This is a genomic window from Peribacillus sp. CSMR9 (assembly GCF_033141925.1).
Classification (GTDB): domain Bacteria; phylum Bacillota; class Bacilli; order Bacillales; family DSM-1321; genus Peribacillus; species Peribacillus simplex_A.
The window spans coordinates 18,937-40,275 of sequence record NZ_JAOPHO010000015.1; the positions used below are offsets into that span (position 1 = coordinate 18,937).

Here is a 21,339-nt window from a genome sequence, read left to right on the forward strand (position 1 = left end):
TTGTTATACCGTAACGCGATTTTTCAATAACCAGGAACCAAGCCAAATCGATAATCCTGTCAAAATGATTCCTAAGGCGAGCTGCAGACCAAGTATTTCATTAGGGTAAAAATAGAAATTACCACTCTCCATTACGAAAACAGGGGCTAAAAACACTGCAGCAGAGATCCCGACATACACCAAGCCCAAAATGATTCCTTTTATGCGGAAACTTCTTTCAAACATGATCGCCGTGAATAATATCGACATGATCATAAGACCTATGCCATAGGAAAGCAGGAATTGCGTGAACGAGCTAGGGATTATCAATGACAAAATCGGAATGAATTTCGTAATGCCGTAAGTTGACATTTCATTCAAGAGCGATTCAGGTACGTATGAATTAAATAGGGCATTTTCCATGGGTAAAATGATAATCTGGAAAGCAATCAATCCTAACACCATCAAGAAGATGGCCGTGGCTTTGGAAAGGTAGATTGATAATCTGGATGTCGGTAACATCAATAGACGATAAATGAACGTATTCTTTCCAAACCAATCACGATACCAAATAAGAAAAATGTAAAAAATCAGGGCAACGGCACTCAGCGCGATCGGTCCTAGAAACCAGAGGGTATTGGCGATATGGGTAAAATCAATGCCTCCTCCATATTGGGTAATATAAGTGGCTTCCGATAGTTTTTCTCTTGAGATGATCTCCCTGGCATTATTAAGAAGACTTTTCGTTACGATGATCACGCCAGCAAATTGCGAAACCAAGGTTATCAACAATAAGGATATATATATTTTACTAAAACGATTGATTTCAAAATTCACTAGCTTTAAATATCGCATCATGCTTGATACACCTCTCTCATTACATCGACTACCGATTTCCCTTCATCCTCACGCATTTCTTCTGTATTGAACTCTTTGAGGACTTTACCGTTATCCAATAAAATGACCTTATCGATTAAATGTTCAATATCGCCGATTTCATGGGTCGTGATGATGACTCCCCTATCTTCAATTAGGTGGCTCGCAAAGACATCGGCAATTTGCTCGCGGCTAAACATATCAATTCCCGAAAATGGTTCATCCATCAGTACATAATCCACGTCAAGGGACAGCCCCAGCATTAGGTTTAGCTTAGCTGTGTTCCCTTTAGACAACTCGGAAATGGGGGTCTCTTCTTTCAGTTTAAAAAATCCCAATAATTGATTAGCTCTTTCTGAGTTCCATGACGTATAGAAATCTTTCATGAAAACCATAGCCTGTTTAACGGTCATTTGCGGAAGCATGGTCGGTGCGTCCGGAATGAACGTGATTTTTTCATAAATGTTATGTGTCATTTTTTGATCATCGATCAGGATTTCACCTTTATATGGCGTCAATCCCATGATCGCTTTGAGTGTAGTCGTTTTACCGACACCATTTATCCCGATCAGACAAGTAACTTCGCCTTTATTGGCTGTAAATGAAACACCATCTAAGATTGTCTTCCGTCCATATTTCTTAGAGATCTGTTTTACTTCTATCATTTTTCATCCCCCTCCCTTATTTCTTCCGAATATTTTTCTTTAACCACTTGAAGCAGCTCATCAACTGGCACATTAATCGGACGAATAGCATCAACAAAAGAATCAACAGCTGCAAGAATTAGCTCCTGTCTAACAGCCTGTAAAATCGTTTCATTAGTCGTGATTTGACTTGGAAAATTTCTTTCTGTATGAATCAAGCCCTGTTCCTCCATTTCTTTATACGCTTTTTGTGCTGTATTAGGATTAATATTCAGTGAAGCCGCCAGTTCTCTTCGGGAAGGAATCTCCTGTCCGGCTACGAAATTGCCAATGGCTATTTGTTCTTTAAAATGTCTCACGACTTGCAGATATACCGGTTCCCGGGTATTAACGTTCATAAAACCACCCCCTATTATTTAGGAAAAAATCTAATTTACATGTAGTCACCTGTGTATGTACTAAGTGGTTCATACACCTTATAGATGTACTATACCCGTAATACACCTAAGCTGTCAACAACCAATTCCAAAAAAATGAAAACCCCGAATGCGCAGTGCAAACGGGGTTTTTCATTGAAGATGCTAAAAGCTCATTGAAATAGATGATGAAGCAGCCGATCTTTATCTTCAAAAAACTGTTTCATCAACAAATAGTGATTGGACTCCTCTAAAGTCACTTCATTCATACCCTCATCTGATATTTGAAGGATTTTAGCATCTGGATAGGCCATGATGATCGGGGAATGAGTGGAAATGATGAATTGGGAACCTTGTTGAACAAGCTCGTTTATCCTGGCTAACATCGATATTTGCCTTAATGGCGACAAAGCAGCTTCAGGCTCATCGAGGATGTACAATCCATTGCCTTGAAATCGTTCTACAAAAGCAGAAAAAAACGATTCCCCATGAGATTGCTGGTGAAGTGATTTCCCACCGAAGGAATCGATGATTTTCCGTCCCGATGCCTCCCTGTCCAATTCCTCTATATTCGTAGCTAAATTATAAAAGGTTTCCGCCCTAAAGAAAAAATGATCCTTCGGTTTGTACACGCCTTTTTTCAAACGGAGGTATTCGTCCAAATTGGAATGTGAATCATAATTGGAAAAATTGAAATTCAACGTTCCGCCTTCTGGATTGAAGCCATACGCAATCGCAATGCCTTCAAGCAAGGTGGACTTCCCCATTCCATTTTCCCCGATAACATAGGTAACACTGGGATGAAAAGCCACTTCTTGAAGGTGCCTGATAACCGGCAGATCAAGAGGGAAATGGTCATACGAAGATATTCGGTCCCTATTCAGGTAGATGCCCCTTATGTACTGTGAATCATAATCTAGTTTCATTAGTAATCACCTTCTGTAAAATAGATTTTTAGCATTGAAGTTAGCCATCATTTAAATGACCGCCCACTTTGGATGCAATTCAATTAAGCTTCCTGTAATACGTTGGGTTGAATCTTTCACTCCCGATTCCTTTATCAAGGCAGGCAATTCCTTATCCACGTACCGTTGATATGAATATTCATTGTCCCATAATGAGGCGACCAGATATCTCCCGTTTTGCTTTTTACCGAATGTACCTGACAAAATGCCCGGTGAGTACATCATCCCTTTGTTCCATACTTCTTTTTGCATCTGCTCAAAGTGGGCTTGTTTATTTTTTTCAACATAACAGTCAGTCACTCGAAGTAGTATCCCCTTGCCAAAAAAAGCGGTAATATCTGTAGTTCCTATATTGAATATTTTCTCGAATATATCGACGGAAATTTTTGTATAAGTACTTCTTTGGTCACTCTTCAAGAATAAATCATCATGTTGATGCCGCATGAAACGTTGATAGGAATGGAGGTCTTTCCATACGGAGAGAATCCCTGCTTCAAGTGGCTCATTTTTATTCCACCCTCCGATTTGACCCATGAAACCAGCACAATGGAGCAACTCTCCCCATCCCTCTTGTGCTGTAGAAAATGCATGCTTGTTTTCCACATTCACTTGGCATTTAATCCACTTCATCAACATGATGATCCCCACGCTTCGCCCATTGTTTCGCTCTTTCATCCACCTTTTTTATAAAATCATTTTTCCCGTTTACATACCCTTTGATATCATCTGGAAATTCTGCTGCCAAGCGCTGTTTCAGCTGACTATACTTTTGTGCTTCATAAGGGTGTGCCAGCATATAATCCCGAAAAGCGAGGTGTCTGGAAATTTCCGCATGCCCTTTTTGAAACATGTGAATATGGTGTGTCCTCTCATCCCCGCCTTTAAGAAAAAACCTTCGTCCAGCGATGCCATTCTCACCCCTAGCATCATAACCTATCCGTTCCATTTCTTTATTAAAATCAGCGACACATTCCACATCTTTAACCACTGCCAAAATATCTATTACTGGCTTGGCATGGATCGCAGGTATGGCCGTGCTGCCAATATGGTATAAATTCATCATTTGATGCCCGAAAATATCTTGTAATCTTTTGCATTCATTTTGAAATAGCTTGGACCATACTTTCTTATGTGAAACGACTTCGACCTTTCTCATGAAAGCCTCCTTTTTTCATACACATTCCCTTTAGTTAATGTTTCTTCCATTTGATGCTGCTTGTAAATTAGGCTTTCATCTGTGAATGGAGCCTGTTCGAAGACATATGCCAGTTTTATCAATAACCCTTCACTAAAAGCGGTGCTGGCGATTGTCACACGAAAAGGGCCGCCGCTTTTCATGAAACCAGCAGGTACCGCAATGGACGGATACCCAGCTTTGGCGCAAATGGCGGAACCTATGTAGGAAGGAAAAAGAACCGCATCAAGGTCATCCTTCTTCAAGGCAAAATCAATGCCCTGTTCCAATATAAATCTTCCAGTTTAGCATTCAAGTATTCTCGGTTTCTTAACGTATTAGGGAGACCTTCTCTATTCTCCAATTTATTTTGCCCATATTTTAATGCTCGTTCCCTTATGCCTTACATTCGTAGCCGAGCATAGCTTTCGTTCGTATTCTAGCTAATAGTGATCCCAATTTCCAATGCTTTCTGGACGGCTTCTTCCTTGTTACGGACTCCTAGCTTTAAATAGGCCGAGGAGGCGTAGTTTCTGACCGTGCCGTCCGACAAATACAGCTTGGAAGCTATCGTCTTGTACCGGAGCCCTTTGGCAACAAGCTGCAATATTTCTATTTCCCTGGTCGTCAGGTCATAGTCGTCTGCGGCTTTCTGTTGCGGTGATTCGATGCTCTCATCGAATTTCTCGAATATTTTATGGGACATCCCCTGATCGATTAGGGTGCCTCCCCGGTGAATGAGCCGAATCGTATTGGCCAGCTCGAGCGTTTCGGTCGATTTCAGCAGGAAGCCGTCCGCACCGTTGCGCAGCACGTCCAACGCTTGCCCCGAATCCTGGAACGTCGTAAGAATCAACACGCGGATATGCGGCCATTGCTGCTTGATCATTTTGGTTGCCTCGGCTCCGCCCATGCCCGGCATATCCAAATCCATAAGCACTACATGGGGCTGAAGGCGCCCGCACAGGTCGACGGCTTGTTCGCCATCCTCGGCCAAGCCGTCGACGTTCAAATCCTGGTACCTGTCGAGCAACGTCCGCAGACTTTCCCGAATAAACGGCTGGTCGTCGACGATCAACAGGCGAATAAGCCCGTCTGCCATTTCCGCTTGTCGCGGCAAAGTACAGGCGACAAGCGTCCCGTCCCCGGAATTCGTATAGACGGACACTTGACCTTGCAAATTCATCGCCCGCTCCTTCATCGCGTTCATGCCGAAGCCCTCCCGCCACTCTTTTGTCCCTCTTCCGTTGTCGTGCACCTCCAGCCTCGTATATTGCTGCTCGAATTGCAGAGAAACGGTGATTTCCGTCGCCTGCCCGTGACGAACAGCATTCGTAAGCGACTCCTGCAAGCAGCGAATGAACGCCATCTTCGCTTGAAGGGACAGTTGGTACTCCTCTCCGAACAACCGAAAGCTTACATCGACCTGGGCATGCTCCTGAAATTCATCTCCAAGCTTTTGCAGGGACTGGACCAAGGAAAGCGACTGCTGAGGAGACTCCATTTGATGCAAGTATCCCCTCACTTCCTCGATGCTTTTGCGGCCCATCTCAAGCAAGGAATCAAGCCTCTGTATACCCGTTTCGTTAGCAAGCTCGGGGCGCAACGTTTCCATTCCCATGATGATGGAAGTATAAGCATGGCCGACTGTATCGTGGAGCTCCCTAGACAACCTGCTTCGTTCTTCTGCCAGCGTAATGCGCTCGATTTGGGACATATATTGTTCAAGCACCGCATTTTGTTTACGGATCGTTTCATTTTGCCGATGATTGACGATCAATAAGTGAAAAGCGAATCCCAACACATAAGCAAGTCCGTAGTAGGTGATCATGACCCAATAGCTGTTGCTTGGCGAAACCGCATGGAAAATTCCGGGCATCACCAAGACCGTTGCCGGAGCCGTCCAATGATAGGAAAGATGATTGCTGTTTGCAGCGATAAGAAACGCCGATACAATAAATGTAGAATAAGCATCCGGAAACAATGAGGTTAAAAATATGCATAGTCCGCCATATAGCAGTATTTCCGTGAACAAATAATATTTGTAGTTGAGCAGCAAGCAGACCCAAGGAATGGAGAAGGCGGCAATCTCCCAAAAAATAACGATCCAAAGCGGCAGCGTTAGACCTTCCTGAAAACTTATCGTCGTCAGGATGAATGAAACGCTAGTAATAAGGCGGAGCGCCAACATAATCCAATCAAACCAAAACCACTGTTTAACCATATCCAACAAGTCGTCCACCCCCTAAGTAGCCTTCTGTTTTGTAACCTATATTATAGACCTAACCTTCGATCAATGACATATTTTTCTAGTTAACGCTGCAGCCCTTACACAAAGTCCGGAAACAAGACCTTTATTGGTTTAGCTTTCTAATCATCATTCGTGTATAACCTCCCAATTTCTTCGCCAAAACATCTGCAAGCTTGAAGCTTATTGCAGTAAGCACCACTCCCACAGCCATTATAAGGAGTGATTTCGCAAAAGTATCTACCTCCATAAAAATGACATGCATATTGATGTATCGATACAATAGTGGTGCAACCAGGAATGCAAGAGGTGCTAAATAGAGAACGGCTGCGCTGACGAGACTGAAAAGCCCGATCACGAACTTCTGCATTAACCAAATGACGGCAGACCAGTTGCGGCGATCCGTAAGCTCTAATTTGGCTTGAGCCCAGACCGTTGCATCCGTTGTTACTATTCTGTCGTAAGGGGCCGTCGTAATATCGGTATAGATTTTCGTCTGTGTGCGCTCGAATTGGATGAACGTTGTAGTAGTTCGCAATACGCGTAAAACTAGTGGAATGCCGACTACTGTAAATGAAAGACTTAAACTGAACGACAGTGCTACCATGTAAAAACAAAAGTAAAACAATCCTGTAACGAAAGTTAACAATAAAAAATAACCATTCTGGATGAAACCTGATTTCATAAGGTCCATCACTCCTCTCTGTGTAATATCCGCATCGTATAGCTTCTTCTGTCAACCGCACAAGTGCAAAAATGTCATATGACATTTCCGAAGGGTTCCTATGCGGTTCGTGAAGTTTATTATGACGCCGATAATCGAAGTTGGAGTATTGGCTGTTCTCTGATTATTAGCATGTTTTGGCGAAAAATATTTAGGGCACCAAGCCCGCGAACGCCACAACTGCTCAATTGTTTCAGGTGTCCAAGCTATACTCCCAAACCGACAGCAGTCTAAAAACCTGACGATTATTCCTGTTCCGAAAAACGAAATAAGCTTACGAAATAATCCAATATAGGATGATCTCCAAATATGACAAAAAAAACAAGCTAACATTTTTTTAAAAAATGACGTTAGCTTGCGATGCAGCATATGAAATCACTCTGAGATTTGGAAAGGAGAATCCGGCCTGATTAGCGCTATTATTATCTTTATTGCTGACTCACTGTGTCCCGAACAACCAAGCTCGTAAAGCATGGAGTTGGCTTGAAACGACATATGGCTTTACTTTATGCGCTGTAACCAGTGTGCGCGGTCGTATTTCTCAATGGAAGAGCGGTGAGTTAAGTGGGGTATCTTTCAGAAGGATTTTAAAGTTTGAAATAAAGTTAAATTAAACATTGATTCAATCATAAAAGAATCCCACGCATTCTGAAAAAAGATTAATCAGAATGCGTGGGATTAACTATATTCGTATTTCTTGGTTTCACATTAAACTCATGACATTCCAATGTTTTAGCGATCTTGGTTACCTTTGCGGGCTAATCCATAATCTTCATGAGACTTTGCTTTTCTTTTTTTTCATGAATCCACGAATGATCATTCCGGCAATAATGAGAACCGCCACCACTGCGATTGGCTGGATATATGGCTTGGCCATCTCGTTAATCTGTCCCCAATTGCTTCCTAATTTCATCCCGAGGAATACAAAAAGTATAGACCACGGAAGTACAGCTAGTAGCGTATAATTCGTGAATTTCATTAAGGACATCTTAGAAATCCCTGCTGGAATCGAAATAGCATGTCTGACAACCGGTATGAACCTAGCCGTAAAAATCACGCTTGGCCCATAGTTAGTAAACCAAGATTCCGCTAGTTCGATATGTTTTTTGTGAATGAATATATACTTTCCATATCGTTCTAAAAATGGTCTTCCACCATAATATCCGATTAAATAAACAAATATTTGGGCGATAGTTCCTCCAATCGTTCCAGCAATAACCGCCCCAACAAAACTTATGCTACCTTGGGAAACTAAAAAGCCACCATAGGATAATACAATCTCACTTGGAATAATTTCAATCATAAGACCAAGGGTAATTCCTAGGTACCCATAATCCATGAGTGTAAGTAAAATAGTTTGGATAAAGTCGTTCATAATTCAACTTCTCTCTTTCATTTTCGCTTTTCTCAAAACGGATCACAAATGTTGTTATTAACTCCACTTGTTAATGGGACACTGGCGACACGGATAATAGAATGACCCTTAGCTATAAATAACTTTTGACTGATTTGTGAGATAGGATGGCTTATTGACTTGTTTAAGGTTAAGAATCGATTTCATAATGCCCACCATTTCCTCAGGGTTTTCCCATTCCATTTCCTTTTGATAGGTTTCGATGGATTTATCCCATTGATCCATTTTTTTATGGTCCTTTAATATATTAAGCATTTGTTTTTCAAATGATAATTTGCGATTGATTTCAAATACAAGGTTATTGTCTTTTAAATACTGTAGATTTATTTCCTCCTGTCCCGGGAGCATCGAATGGACAAAAATCGGAAGCCTTTTTCGAAGTGCTTCACTAATGGTGACACCACCTGGTTTCGAAACGATTACATCCACTTCTTCATAAAGTTCGTTCATTTCCGATCTTGATGAAATATACGGTAATGGTTTAATATGAGCTAAATCCCATGTTTTGATCTCATCAAATAGCTTTTTGTTGTTGCCACAAAGTACAAAATAATCAAAGTTGGTTGATTTCTTTAACTCACCAGCTAAATTCAATATCCCGCCCAGGCCACTATTTCCTCCCGAGATTAAAACTTTGGGCCGATCGGTGTTTTTTAAACCACTGGCCTTCTTAGTGATTTCCTCATGCACAGGAATACCAGTCACCATTATACTATGTTTCGGTATTTGATTCTTGCTTAATAGCTTTTCTTTCAATTCTTGACTTGGAATAAAGTGAAAATCAATCCCTTTGCTTCCCCAGACATTATTAATAAAGAAATCCGTATACACGTTGATAATTGGGACACTGCATTTCCCTTTTAATTTTAACTGGCTTAAGAGTTGGGAAGGAAATCCGTGTGTACACACAATTAAGTCAGGATTTTCCTCATCTATCAATTGTTCCATTTTCTTCAAGAATATATGTTGACACCATTTAAATGGACGTTCCTTTTTTGAGTTAACGTAAAAAAGGTTTTTGTAGGCGAGATTATAGGTTTCAGGTGCATAACGAATCCATTTCAAATATCCCGTCGTTATCATTTTTTCTAAAGAATTATTCGTATAACTTAGCAGATCCACTTTTTTCAAAATGACTCCGTTTGTATGTTTTTTTAACAAATCCATTAAGGCCTCTGCAACTTGATGATGTCCCGACTGCATGCGGAAGAGAGGTAAAAACAAAACCTTCTTCATATATGTCATCCCCTATAGAAATCATTCTTTTAATCGATGGATACGTACTGAGAAAAAAGTCCATTTGTATGTTCAAAATCTTTTTTCCCCTTACAATATATCACTGTTTTTGTTAAAACCTTTCTTTTTAATCAATTTTTAATGATATGTTCATGGTATCATAAGCCCTAGTCCCTAAACTTAATAGCCCGATTAGGAACCAATTATAGTACATTGGTTAATCCAATCGGGACGGTAATTTATTCTTTTTTTTCCTCTTCATATAATTGATAAAAGTATATATCAGTAAAAAGACTAAGAAAACGACACCTAAAAGTGGAACATATTCCGGGTTTATATGAAAGGCATTACCTATATAATACCCTGCGACTATAAGAGGGACAGTCCAGAGAAACGTGCCTAACATGGAAAAGAGAATAAATTTGAACAGGGGAATGTTATTGATTCCTGCGAAATACGGACTGATTTGTCTTATTCCAGGTAAATAAAATCCAAACACGATCGTTTTTTTTGTATTATTCATATACTTTTTCTGTACTTTCTCCCAGCGATCATTGGTAATGCCCACGTATTTCCCATATTTTTTTATAAATGGATACCCAACGTATTTCCCACATACATAAGCGATAAGCATCCCTATGAAGGCTCCGAGAAATGCACTGAGCACGGCTAAACCAAATGAGAGCTTATTTTGCCCAATCAGGACTCCGATTAGAAATAGAAGAGATTCTTCTGGAGCGGGAATCCCCACAATGCCCATGAATAAAAAAAGAAATATGATAAGATATCCATATAAGTCAATAAAATGCAGGATACTATCTATGTTCATAAAGTCCCCTCGAATCAGTTATAAGTCTTTTAATGTAATAAATTGTGTTCCCTTTTTTATGGTTTCCTCTAGGTAAATTTCCAATACTTCAATCATATATCGCGGTGCTTCTTTATCCGCCCCTAAGGTTTCCCCACAGTCATGGAGCAGGAGAATCGAATTTTCTGTTGAGGTTGTCCGCAATTGATTAAGCAGGTCATTCCTGCATGTTTCCACTTTCCAATCTCCGAAAATGTCTGACCACATGATCACTTTATATTTCTTGCTGGCTATTTTCGTAAAAATATTAAAATGGCCCCATGGAGGCCTATAAAAAGTGACTTTTTCATGCGTACATTCCATTATCGCCTTTTCCGTCATACTCAACTGTTTCGATAACTGAAAGGGCGAGAGGATCCAGCTTGAAATATGATCAAAATGATGGATTCCAATTGTATGTCCCTCTTCATGCATTCGTTTAATGATATCAGGGTTATTTTTCACTTTACTGCCCACAACAAAAAACGAACCCTTTATCTCGTACTTTTTTAAAAGATCAAGTAATTGTGTAGTATATTCAGGGTTAGGGCCATCATCAAAAGTAAGGGCTATCCCAGTATTCCTCTTGTTTTTATTGGTAATTCCCAGTCTGCATACACGAATAATTACAGTAGGAAAAATCGAATAAATTAGAAATAACAATACTATGATACTCAGACTAATTATCCCTATATGTGTCACTCACAGAACACCTCATTCTTGTATTTAGCAGCAAATTACCTTTTCGGTAAGGATAATACCACCTCTGTTCCTATTCCGTCGATACTTGCCACTTTAATTTCCCCATTATGTTGATTCATTATATTTTTGGCTATCGACAAACCTAGCCCTGTTCCGCCTGTCTCCCGGCTTCTAGCCTTATCCACCCGGTAAAAGCGTTCGAAGATATTTTCCATTTCATGCTCAGGAATACCAATCCCATAATCTTTTACCCGTATGACCGTAGAGTATAACTGATCCTCTACATACACATCAATTTTGTCTGTACTATATTTGATTGCGTTATCTAAAAGGATAATAATCACCTGTTTTATCTTCAATTCATCTGCTGTAATCATAATGGTATCTTCTTGATAATGAAAATTTATTTCTCGCCCATAGACCTCTTTGAATTGTTTAAACACGTTCGCGCATAAAGTTATTATATTCACTGATTTAATATCTAAAGAATTTTCCATTTCCGTATCGGCTAATTCCAGCAGCCTTTCCGTCATTTTCTGTATTCGGGTTGCCTCTGAATGAATTACATTTATAACATCCAATGCCTTTTCTTCGCTTTTTATCCGGCGGCGGCGCAAGAGATCGGCATAACTCTTTATTATCGTTAGCGGAGTCTTTATTTCATGTGAAGCATCTGAAATGAATTGCTTCTGTTTTTCCAAATTCACATCCAACCTGTTCATCATCCGATTGAAAGTAACAGCCATTTTTTGCAGTTCATCTTTTGTTTCCTGTTGGATGATGATTTTTTTCGGAATACCGCTTTGTTCAATATCCTCCATCGTATTAATCATATTGGAAATTGGTCTCATAATTACACTCGATAACCACCTGCCGCCTAGCAGCGATAGCCCCGCCCCTAATAGGGTACAAAATGTGAGTATGGAAAGTAATACATCCTTCCCTAATTCCAGACCTAGTAATCTATCTCCGATTTCTAAAGTTCCAACAACTTTACCTTTGGATTGGATAGGAACCCTAACGATTAATATTTGTTCTTCTTTATGCTCTTGTTTAATTGTGCTTCTATGCGATTCTTGTTTAGTAGAAAATTCCCCTTTAAATTTCGTAAGCAAATAATGGTCGCTGGACACTTCGCTACTGATTTTAGAATCAGGTTGAATGATCCTTATAAATGAATGATTCGTCAAATATGTGGTTAATTTTTTGTTTAATTCATGGGGCGTATCATCCATATGTATTTCAGCAATGACATTTTGCGCTTTATGAATTAATACATCCTCTTCCATATTTACAGTGATCTTCATAAACGAAAAAAATACAACAGCATTGACCGCAACCAACACACAGAGTATCCAAGCCGTAGTAATCAGGTTAATTTTTGTTGTAATTTTCATTACTTATTTCTCCCTTACAGTATAACCAATTCCTCTTACCGTCTGAATGATTGTCGGGTCAGAAAAACCTTCTTCCGTTTTCTTTCTTAAATGGCGGATATACACATCGATTACATTTGTCTCCCCTTCATACTCATAACCCCATACATTCATCAGGATATTTTCCCGCGTCACGATTTTGTTTTTATTGGATAGTAAATAAATGAGTAAATCAAATTCCTTTGGGGTTAACGCTATGGAAGAATCCCCCCTCTTAACCTCTCTAGTATCGAGATTAATGAATAAATCTTTTATTGATAAGATCGTTTCCTCTTCTCTCAAAGCATTGGCAGTTATTGAATTATGACGTATAGCTGAACGTATTCTTGCCAATAACTCATCGATTTCAAAGGGCTTCGTTATATAGTCATTGGCCCCTTGATCTAGTCCTGCTACCTTATCCATTGTAATATTGCGAGCTGTTAAGAGGATGATTGGCAGTAATGAGTTCTCATTTCGGATCCTTCTTAAAACTTCAATGCCATTCAGCTCAGGTAACATAACATCTAAAAGTACTAAATCTAATTTTTCTTGTAATGCAGCTTCCAACCCCGACTTGCCGGTATGGGCAAGAAGCACTTCATACCCCTCATATTCGAGTTCTATCTTTAATATCGTCGCTATCTGGATTTCATCTTCTACAACCAGAATACGCTGTTTCATTTAAAACCCTCCTACTTGAGTAGTATATGGCAAGGAGTTCACACCCTCATGTATTGTTTATCGAATTTAGCCAGGAATATTACTTGCATCTTAAACACGAAAAAATTGTCCTCCGCTAAATAATTCAATCCCCTTTATATTTGCTCCAAAGTCCTGTATTTTAATCGTTTCCAATTATTCTTGAAACGCTCTTCCTTCAATTTAGCATTATTTTGCTTTTTATTTCGCTTTTTAATTGATTTTTAATTCTTTTTTCAAGTTGCGTTAAGGTTGAATTGCTATATAGTCTCCAGGGAACAGCAGAACTTGCCAATGAGGTTCAAACAAGAAAAGATCAGGAGGATTCAATAATGAATGATGCAAAAGGTCCCCATCGGGCGTCAGATGTTGAACAAGGTTCCTGAAGTCATCATTGGAGACCGCTGCAAACTTCCTGAACGAAAATCTGAACTTGGGCTTGACCAACACTACCTTAATAATGAGTGTCCTTTTGATCATAACTCTTTTCTTCCAATTCAAAGCGAGTAAGTATGTGCCAAGGGTTTACTTGATTAGCGTTGTAGGCACGCTAATTACCGACAATCTGTGGACAATCTGTGGACAATCTCGGGGTCAGTCTGGTGACGGCAACTATCATCTTCACAATCGCAATGCTTGCGACGTTTGCGGCTTGGTATGCGAGTGAGAAGACGCTGTCCATTCACACTATCTACACATCTAAACGAGAAGCGTTCTACTGGTTAGCCATCTTGTTCACTTTCGCCTTGGGTACAGCAGCTGGTGACCTCATAGCAGAAGGTCTCGATATCGGCTAATGGAGGTCTGCACTGTGTTTTTCACCAAAGCACATTTGTGTGACATGTCCGTTTTTGTCAAAGTGTACCGAAAGTAAAGACCATCAAAAAGTAGTGATACGTCATATTTGGCAAGATTATATGGAAGAAGCGGACGTACCTCAACAAAACCAGGTTCAAGTGCTACACAACAGAACAAAGAGCCTTCTTTCAGCGCACCAAAGTATCATATGACGGGCGGTTGGACAAATGATGAATTTTAATAATGATCAATGGCAGCAGCGACATTAAAGGTGCTGACAAGTATATACTGCAAAAAATCCCGAAAAAGGGAAAAGAGAAAGTCATAAAGCATTTACAGTTAACCGAATCCACCGGAAATAAGGTAACTGCTATAATCTATAGTGAAGATTCAAATAAGACTTCATTTCTAACGTTAGAAATGAACAAAGAAAAAACTATAACTATGCAGAATGAAAAACCCGTAACTTACAAAAAAACAGATCTTCTTCCAAGCGAATTTAATCCTGAATATGTATGGGGCACTTAAAACCAAAGATAAATACCCCCCCGAGAACATAGTTAGGATGCCAAAAAAATATAATAAAAATTAAACTCTAAGGCACCTATATTAGGGCTTTTTCTAACCTCTGAAATCAGTTAAAAAATGGCTGTTTTCACATACTATGTTGCTATTTACCAGGTAGTGAGTTGTGGTTGATTTCCCCTCCAGATGCTCGCTTTCCGCGGGGCGGGCGGTGAGCCTCCTCGGCGTAAACGCCTGTGGGGTCTCACCTGTCCCGCTGCTCCCGCAGGAGTCTCGCACTTCCGCTCCAATCAACCTTAAATAGTTTCGTTTTAAAAACAACAATCTTTACGAAAAGAGCCTAAAAAATAAACAAAGGGGATAGATCACCTATCACCCTATTACACCAATGTTGTATCATTATTTAAACGCTAATCGATTAACGAAACAGCGGAATTAGTCCAAATCTTCAAATCCATATTTTTCAAAAACCTTGTCAGAATCTACACTTTGAAGATAGTCGTAAAATAGCTGTGCTTCCTTTCGGTGTGAACTATTATTGATTATTCCTACCGGATAAATGATCGGATCGTGTAAATCCTCCTTGGCTGTTGCAACGATATCAACTTTTGATGAGTTCATGGCATCCGTTTTATAAACGAGTCCCGCGTCCACGTTTCCTGTTTCCACATATGTAAGCACTTGCCGGACATCCTTGGCATATATCAATCTATCTTCAACCTCTTTCCAGAGATTCATGTTTTCCAATGTTTGTTTCGCATACTGCCCTGCCGGTACAGACTCTGGCGTACCGATCGAAATTTTAGTAGCCTTTTTTAGGTCTTCCAATGATTCCATTGCCTTATCGGAATCCTTTGGCACCACCAGCACCAGTTTATTGCCGACTAAATCGATCCCGTTTTTCTCTTCAATAAGATCTTCATCTACTAATTTATCAAATTTATCTTCAGCAGCTGAGAAAAACAGGTCCACAGGTGCGCCTTGGGAAATTTGCTGCTGAAGAGCTCCCGAGGCTCCAAAGTTATAATTAACTTTCACATTTACATTCTCTTTTTCAAATGAATCTTTTATATCATTTAAAGCATCTTGCAAACTTACAGCTGCGGAAACCGTCAATTCCACTTGCCCCGCCTTCATTTCTGTGTTTTCCGCTTCATCATTTGAACACCCTGTCCCCACTGTCACAAGCAGCATAATCGAAAAAACCATAAAGTATATTTTTTTCAAAATCGCTCTTCCTTTCTAACCAGTTATAACTATTTATATCTAATTATAACTAGTTAATCTAATATTTCCTATTTATCTATGAATGTACTTTTCAAAGGGCACTAAGATACAATAAGGACGGAGGGATGCACATGTCGCAGGAGCTATCCTATACAATCGAAGAAGTGGCACAGCTTTTAAAAGTATCTAAATTGACAATATATGATCTTGTTAAAAAAGGGGAACTGCCTGTATTCCGTGTGGGCAGGCAAATGAGAATGGATGCAAAGGACTTAGAGAAATATATCACTGACAGTAAGTCCCTTACATCCCCGGGTCCTATCGCCGAACCCAATCGGAACGAAGAGAAGGGCACACCAACCCTTGTCATCAGCGGTCAGGACATGGTTTTGGATATACTGGGGCAGTACATCGAGAAGGATTCCGGCCATAAAACATTACGATCGAACACAGGGAGTTTAAGCGGGCTTATATCCATGTACAATGGCGATTCCGACATCGTGAGTATGCACATGTTTGATGGAGATACGGGTGAGTATAATCTTCCATATATAAAAAAGATCTTGGTTGGCTATCCTTATATTTTATTTAATCTCGTTTCAAGGAAAGCAGGTTTATATGTTAAAAAAGGGAATCCTTTCAATCTCACCACTTGGAATGATTTAAACAAGGATCACTTGACCATCATCAATAGGGAAAGAGGATCTGGTGCAAGAATCCTTCTAGATGAGCAGCTAAAGATCCATAAGATTCCGCCTAAAAGCCTTAAGGGGTATGAAAATGAGGAAACCAACCATTTAAGTGTCGCATCAGCTGTTTCATCAGGTATTGCGGATGTTGGCGTTGGAATTGAAAAAGCGGCAAAAATAGTCGGAGTCGACTTCATTCCATTGATAACGGAACGTTATGACCTTGTTCTATTAAAAACTCCGAAAAACGAGCATATCATAAAAATCGTCAAAAGAATTTTATCCTCGAATCCATTTCAAGCGGAAATCGATGCTTTAGGTGATTATGATATTTCCAGGACAGGCTCGATCATTCACGAGACATTTTAAAAAGGAAGGCTACTGTAACAGCAGCCTTCCTTTTTACTTTTCTTTTTTTCCTATTTCCTAAAGAGCACATTCTTCGATTTCAAACCCCAGGTCTTCGATGATTCCCCAATCCGCCGTTGGTTCTTGACCAGCTGTCGTTAAATAATCTCCGACGAAGATGGAATTGGCTGCATAAAGTGCCATTGGCTGCATGGAACGGAGATTGACCTCACGACCGCCGGCCAGACGGATTTCTTTGCTCGGGTTGACGAATCTCATCATCGAAATCAGTTTCAGGCATTTAGTGGGGGTCAACTCGGAAGTTCCCTCAAGAGGCGTTCCGTCAATTGCATTGAGAAAATTACAAGGAATGGAATCCGCATCAAGGCTGCGTAAGGATAGAGCGATTTCCACTGCTTCCGCAGCAGATTCCCCCATACCGAAAATGGCACCTGAACATGGGGACATTCCCGCATCTTTCACAGTTTCGACTGTATCTACCCGGTCCTCATATGTATGTGTTGATGTAATATTGCTGTAGTTTTCCTGTGATGTATTCAAGTTGTGGTTATAGCGATGAACGCCCGCTTCTGCTAGTTTGCCGGCATGTTCCTCATTCAGGAAACCTAAACAGCAGCAGATTTTAAGATCCGTCGTTTCACGGATTTCTTTTACCGCTTCAATGACATGATCAATTTCCCTGTTGGTCGGACGACGGCCAGAAGCAACAATGCAATATGTACCCGCTTTACGACGGATTGATTCTTGCGCTCCCTCGACAATCTTTTCTTTAGTCAGCCATGCATATTTATCGATCGGGGCTTCCGACACGATTGACTGCGAGCAGTAGCCACAATCTTCGGGACATAATCCTGATTTCGTATTGATGATCATATTCAATTTGACCTTTTTTCCATAATGATGCTTGCGTATGAGATATGCTGCATTCAAAATTTCCAAAACTTCGCCATCTGGGGCTTGTACGATTGATAATGCCTCTTCGGCCGTAACTTTATATCCTTTAATCACGCTCTCCGCTAACATCTTCCAATCCCTTACTAATGTTTCCAAATCCAATCCCTCTTTTCTTTTAATGTTGTCTATTTCTTTCCATGAATCTGCCGCGATTAATTACGAAGAACTCGCGAAGTTCCAATCGATACGAATGCTGGTGCCTAGATCCCGTGCTTATGTACTTCCTTGGAAAGGAGCTTGGCCCGGGCAAGAATCGATGCTTCCCTCCCGACACCTGCAGATAAAGTGAAAGCTAACGCTCCGACTCTAAAGAGATCGTCTACAAAGACCTGCTTCATGCGATTTATCCCACCTTCTGCTGCTACCGCTTTTTTAGGGTGTCCCCATTTCGATATCCATCTTTCCCTTCAAACCAAAATGTTCGGAAGTTCCCCACCAGTCACATTTGCATCACAGACCATAATGCTTTGCATTTGGAATGGCAGAAAATGACTGGTAACGGAGCATTAAGTGAAATAAATGGGCAATAACCAACCTCCAATTCACTTAATATGTTAACTAAAATAGTTTATAGTTAACATATGGATGAATAATACCATACAAACAAAATATTATTCAATGGCTATTTTTCAATATTTTCCTAGTTTGTCCTTGAAAAACTGAGAAGGCATGCACTTTATATGTTAACCTAAATATTAATTAGTTGACATATAAAATAGAAATCAGGCAAACTAATAGTGGGCAATTTGCCTGCCATTTCTAAAAAAGGTGGTGAAAACCTTGAAAGCAAGAACGATTTCTTATGTGGCCCTTTTTACTGCGTTAACCGCAATTGGCGCCTTTATTAAAATACCTATCCCTTATATACCATTCACACTGCAAATTCTGGCAGTCTATTTGGCAGGCGCATTGCTGGGGCCCCGGCTTGGGATGCTCAGTCAGTTATGCTACGTCTTGATCGGACTTATCGGGTTGCCAGTGTTTGCTGAAGGCGGGGGAATCGGCTATATATTCAAACCCACTTTCGGCTATTTGCTCGGATATATTCTGGGAGCCTATGTAAACGGGTGGCTGATCAACCGGTTTTCCCTCTCCACGATTCGTTCCATATTCCTTGCTAACGCTGCCTCTTTGCTGACCGTTTACTTCTTCGGCTGCATATGGCTGTATGGTGCAATGAAGTGGATTGTGGAAACGCCGCTTTCAATCAACCAAACGATTCTTTACGGCTTCTTATTACCGGTACCCGGTGATTTACTGCTGTGCATTCTATGTGCTGTCATCATTCAACAAGTACGTCCGCGAATTGCAAGATACATAAACGTAAAGGAGCTGAATCATCCATGGGCCAAGCCTACTTTATAACCGGAACTGGCACGGATATTGGAAAGACCATCGTCACGAGTGCACTTTATCTTTCTCTTCAAACGTTTGGAAAAACCGTCACGATATTCAAGCCATTTCAAACAGGAATCAATGAGGAAACGAATACATACCCGGATATTTCTTGGTTTGAGCAGGAACTCGGTGTAAAGGAATCAGGGTTTTACACACTGGAGCCCGAAACCTCTCCACATTTGGCGATTAAATTAACCGGGAGTCTAATCGATGAGAAGAAAGTCGTGGAAAGGGTTCATGAACTTGAGGAAATGTATGACATCGTATTAGTTGAAGGAGCAGGCGGATTGGCTGTTCCGCTCATTGAACGCACGGAAGGTTTCTATATGACGACGGATTTCATAAGGGATTGCGGCATGCCTGTCGTATTCGTATCCACAAGCGGTTTAGGGGCGATTCATAATGTCGTGACGACCCATTCTTATGCCCAAATCCATGATATATGCGTTAAAAACATTTTGTATAATCATTACCGGCCAGAGGATCGGATTCATCAAGACAATATCGAAACCATTGAAAAGCTGACAGGGCTGAAGGGGCTCGCCTGCATTCCGACACTGGCCGATGTTAGAAAAGATTTGAGGATCTGCATCCTTGATTTACTTGGTGACCAAAATTATACCCAACAATTGAAAGAGGTGTTCAAAGCATGAACAGTCAGGATTTAGAACAATGGGATAAGGAATATGTATGGCACCCGTTCACGCAAATGAAAACGTATCGGGAAAGTAAACCGCTGATCATCGAGCGCGGCGAAGGCAGCTATCTGATTGATGTGGATGGCAAACGCTATTTGGACGGCTATGCTTCATTATGGGTGAATGTGCACGGACATAACGAGCCGGAATTAAACGGAGCCCTTATTGAACAAGTGAATAAAGTCGCTCACTCCACGCTATTGGGATCTGCAAATGTACCATCGATCTTACTGGCAAAGAAACTGGCAGAGATCACTCCTGGTCATTTATCGAAAGTCTTCTACTCTGACACGGGATCTGCCGCTGTGGAAATCGCCCTTAAAGTCGCTTATCAATATTGGCAGAATATCGATCCCGTCAAGCATCAGAATAAAAACAAATTCATCTCCCTTGACGAAGCATACCATGGCGATACTGTCGGTGCTGTGAGTGTGGGCGGAATGGATCTATTCCATAGAATCTTTAAGCCCCTCTTATTTCAACGGATTTCCGCCCCTACACCATATGCCTATCACATGACTGAATATGGAGATCAAGAAGCAGTGAAAAACCATTGCTTGAAGGAACTGGAGAAGTTGCTGCAGGAACAATCAGAGGAAATTGCCGGATTGATCATCGAACCGCTTGTGCAGGGGGCGGCAGGTATCATAACCCATCCCCGGGGCTTTTTGAAAGAAGTTGAACAATTATGCAAGAAGTACGATATCCTCCTAATTTGTGACGAGGTGGCCGTAGGGTTCGGTCGCACCGGTACGATGTTTGCCTGCGAGCAGGAAGATGTCGTCCCTGATATCATGTGTATGGGCAAAGGGATCACTGGGGGATATATGCCACTCGCAGCCACCATCATGAACGAGCAGGTCTTTCAATCCTTTTTGGGAGAACGGGAAGAACATAAAACCTTCTATCACGGCCACACCTATACAGGAAATCAGCTAGCCTGTGCACTGGCCCTGAAGAATATCGAGCTAATGGAAAGCCGGAATCTCATTAAAGACATCCAGAAAAAATCAAAATACCTATCCGAAAGACTGCAAGCGCTATACGAACTTCCGATCGTCGGCGATATTCGCCAGCGCGGCTTCATGATTGGAGTGGAAATCGTTAAAGACCGTGAAACAAAAGAAACGTTCACCCTCCAAGAGAACGTCATTTCCGGGATCATCCATACAGCACGGGAAAATGGCCTGATCATCAGGGAACTTGGTCCAGTCATCACGATGATGCCGATCCTTTCCATGTCAGAAAAGGAACTCGATTTCATGGTCGAAACGGTCTACCGTGCCATCCAGGAAGTCTCCATTCATAAAGGATTGATTCCAGCAGCAAACTGATTCAA

General features: G+C 40.9%; 22 protein-coding genes and 2 pseudogenes. 6 read left to right on the top strand and 18 right to left on the bottom strand.

Translation table 11 applies throughout. The features are described 5' to 3' along the window. Positions 1 to 3: 3 nt before the first annotated feature. The 15 genes and pseudogenes from N9I19_RS09820 to N9I19_RS09890 all read right to left on the bottom strand — a co-directional run bounded on the left by N9I19_RS09820 (position 4) and on the right by N9I19_RS09890 (position 13,324). Complete coding sequence (locus N9I19_RS09820) at positions 4 to 837, bottom strand: hypothetical protein (protein WP_317777668.1); 834 nt, start codon at positions 835 to 837, stop codon at positions 4 to 6. Beyond that, positions 834 to 1,520: an ABC transporter ATP-binding protein gene (locus N9I19_RS09825; RefSeq protein WP_317777669.1), complete on the bottom strand. Its 687-nt coding sequence runs from the start codon at positions 1,518 to 1,520 to the stop codon at positions 834 to 836. The genes N9I19_RS09820 and N9I19_RS09825 overlap by 4 nt, the downstream gene beginning before the upstream one ends. Further along, a complete protein-coding gene (locus N9I19_RS09830; RefSeq protein WP_061465243.1) occupies positions 1,517 to 1,897 on the bottom strand; it encodes a GntR family transcriptional regulator in 381 nt (126 codons plus the stop codon). Before N9I19_RS09830 ends, N9I19_RS09825 begins: the two co-directional genes overlap by 4 nt. Positions 1,898 to 2,088: 191 nt before the next feature. Next, positions 2,089 to 2,841, bottom strand: a complete 753-nt coding sequence (locus N9I19_RS09835) for an AAA family ATPase (protein ID WP_317777670.1) — start codon at positions 2,839 to 2,841, stop codon at positions 2,089 to 2,091. 51 nt (positions 2,842 to 2,892) lie between these two features. Next, the gene (locus tag N9I19_RS09840) at positions 2,893 to 3,510 is read right to left on the bottom strand and encodes a YdbC family protein (protein ID WP_317777671.1); all 618 of its coding nucleotides are present in this window, start codon (positions 3,508 to 3,510) and stop codon (positions 2,893 to 2,895) included. Beyond that, complete coding sequence (locus N9I19_RS09845; protein ID WP_317777672.1) at positions 3,497 to 4,036, bottom strand: GrpB family protein; 540 nt, start codon at positions 4,034 to 4,036, stop codon at positions 3,497 to 3,499. The genes N9I19_RS09840 and N9I19_RS09845 overlap by 14 nt, the downstream gene beginning before the upstream one ends. Then, positions 4,033 to 4,454: pseudogene (locus tag N9I19_RS09850) on the bottom strand (hypothetical protein); the annotation flags it as partial. The pseudogene N9I19_RS09850 and the gene N9I19_RS09845, both read right to left, overlap by 4 nt. A 39-nt stretch (positions 4,455 to 4,493) precedes the next feature. Then, positions 4,494 to 6,287, bottom strand: coding sequence for a response regulator (locus N9I19_RS09855; RefSeq protein ID WP_317777673.1), 1,794 nt, complete (start codon positions 6,285 to 6,287; stop codon positions 4,494 to 4,496). Between the two features lie 121 nt (positions 6,288 to 6,408). Beyond that, positions 6,409 to 6,987, bottom strand: a complete 579-nt coding sequence (locus tag N9I19_RS09860; RefSeq protein ID WP_284469478.1) for a sensor domain-containing protein — start codon at positions 6,985 to 6,987, stop codon at positions 6,409 to 6,411. Between the two features lie 811 nt (positions 6,988 to 7,798). Continuing rightward, entirely contained in the window at positions 7,799 to 8,401 is a 603-nt protein-coding gene (gene uptA, locus N9I19_RS09865) for an undecaprenyl phosphate transporter UptA (protein ID WP_289336945.1), read from the bottom strand. 108 nt (positions 8,402 to 8,509) lie between these two features. After that, positions 8,510 to 9,676, bottom strand: coding sequence for an MGDG synthase family glycosyltransferase (locus N9I19_RS09870; RefSeq protein ID WP_317777674.1), 1,167 nt, complete (start codon positions 9,674 to 9,676; stop codon positions 8,510 to 8,512). 217 nt (positions 9,677 to 9,893) lie between these two features. Next, the gene (locus N9I19_RS09875; RefSeq protein ID WP_125161241.1) at positions 9,894 to 10,505 is read right to left on the bottom strand and encodes a DedA family protein; all 612 of its coding nucleotides are present in this window, start codon (positions 10,503 to 10,505) and stop codon (positions 9,894 to 9,896) included. Positions 10,506 to 10,523: 18 nt separating this feature from the next. Continuing rightward, entirely contained in the window at positions 10,524 to 11,225 is a 702-nt protein-coding gene (locus N9I19_RS09880) for a polysaccharide deacetylase family protein (RefSeq protein WP_284469474.1), read from the bottom strand. 35 nt (positions 11,226 to 11,260) lie between these two features. Beyond that, complete coding sequence (locus tag N9I19_RS09885) at positions 11,261 to 12,622, bottom strand: ATP-binding protein (protein ID WP_284469473.1); 1,362 nt, start codon at positions 12,620 to 12,622, stop codon at positions 11,261 to 11,263. Positions 12,623 to 12,625: 3 nt separating this feature from the next. Beyond that, entirely contained in the window at positions 12,626 to 13,324 is a 699-nt protein-coding gene (locus N9I19_RS09890; protein WP_089362718.1) for a response regulator transcription factor, read from the bottom strand. 354 nt (positions 13,325 to 13,678) lie between these two features. Between N9I19_RS09890 and N9I19_RS09895 the strand changes: the two are divergent. Both N9I19_RS09895 and N9I19_RS09900 read left to right on the top strand, forming a co-directional pair. Then, positions 13,679 to 14,136, top strand: a pseudogene (locus N9I19_RS09895) (COG4705 family protein); the annotation flags it as partial. Between the two features lie 247 nt (positions 14,137 to 14,383). Next, positions 14,384 to 14,668 carry a hypothetical protein gene (locus tag N9I19_RS09900; RefSeq protein ID WP_317777675.1) on the top strand — a complete coding sequence of 95 codons (285 nt, stop codon included), beginning with the start codon at positions 14,384 to 14,386 and terminating at the stop codon, positions 14,666 to 14,668. Positions 14,669 to 15,100: 432 nt separating this feature from the next. Here N9I19_RS09900 and modA read toward each other — a convergent pair whose 3' ends face one another. After that, positions 15,101 to 15,892, bottom strand: coding sequence for a molybdate ABC transporter substrate-binding protein (gene modA / locus N9I19_RS09905; RefSeq protein WP_317777676.1), 792 nt, complete (start codon positions 15,890 to 15,892; stop codon positions 15,101 to 15,103). A 131-nt stretch (positions 15,893 to 16,023) separates the two neighbouring features. On the opposite strand from modA, the gene N9I19_RS09910 reads away from it, so the two are divergent. Next, on the top strand, positions 16,024 to 16,950 hold the full coding sequence (locus N9I19_RS09910; protein WP_317777677.1) for a substrate-binding domain-containing protein: 927 nt from the start codon (positions 16,024 to 16,026) through the stop codon (positions 16,948 to 16,950). Positions 16,951 to 17,007: 57 nt separating this feature from the next. Here the strand turns inward: N9I19_RS09910 and bioB are convergent, their stop codons facing one another. Next, positions 17,008 to 17,973 carry a biotin synthase BioB gene (gene bioB / locus N9I19_RS09915; protein ID WP_221412444.1) on the bottom strand — a complete coding sequence of 322 codons (966 nt, stop codon included), beginning with the start codon at positions 17,971 to 17,973 and terminating at the stop codon, positions 17,008 to 17,010. Positions 17,974 to 18,104: 131 nt separating this feature from the next. Next, positions 18,105 to 18,242 carry a hypothetical protein gene (locus tag N9I19_RS09920; protein WP_317777678.1) on the bottom strand — a complete coding sequence of 46 codons (138 nt, stop codon included), beginning with the start codon at positions 18,240 to 18,242 and terminating at the stop codon, positions 18,105 to 18,107. Between the two features lie 442 nt (positions 18,243 to 18,684). Between N9I19_RS09920 and N9I19_RS09925 the strand changes: the two genes are divergently transcribed. Genes N9I19_RS09925 through bioA form a run of 3 tightly spaced genes read left to right on the top strand, consistent with a single transcriptional unit; the run spans position 18,685 to position 21,334 of the window. Next, positions 18,685 to 19,269 (top strand): biotin transporter BioY, encoded by a 585-nt coding sequence (locus tag N9I19_RS09925; protein WP_317777679.1) that lies wholly within the window; start codon positions 18,685 to 18,687, stop codon positions 19,267 to 19,269. Then, complete coding sequence (gene bioD, locus N9I19_RS09930) at positions 19,248 to 19,955, top strand: dethiobiotin synthase (RefSeq protein ID WP_317777680.1); 708 nt, start codon at positions 19,248 to 19,250, stop codon at positions 19,953 to 19,955. The genes N9I19_RS09925 and bioD overlap by 22 nt, the downstream gene beginning before the upstream one ends. Further along, a complete protein-coding gene (bioA, locus tag N9I19_RS09935; protein WP_317777681.1) occupies positions 19,952 to 21,334 on the top strand; it encodes an adenosylmethionine--8-amino-7-oxononanoate transaminase in 1,383 nt (460 codons plus the stop codon). Before bioD ends, bioA begins: the two co-directional genes overlap by 4 nt. The last annotated feature ends 5 nt before the right edge of the window (positions 21,335 to 21,339 follow it).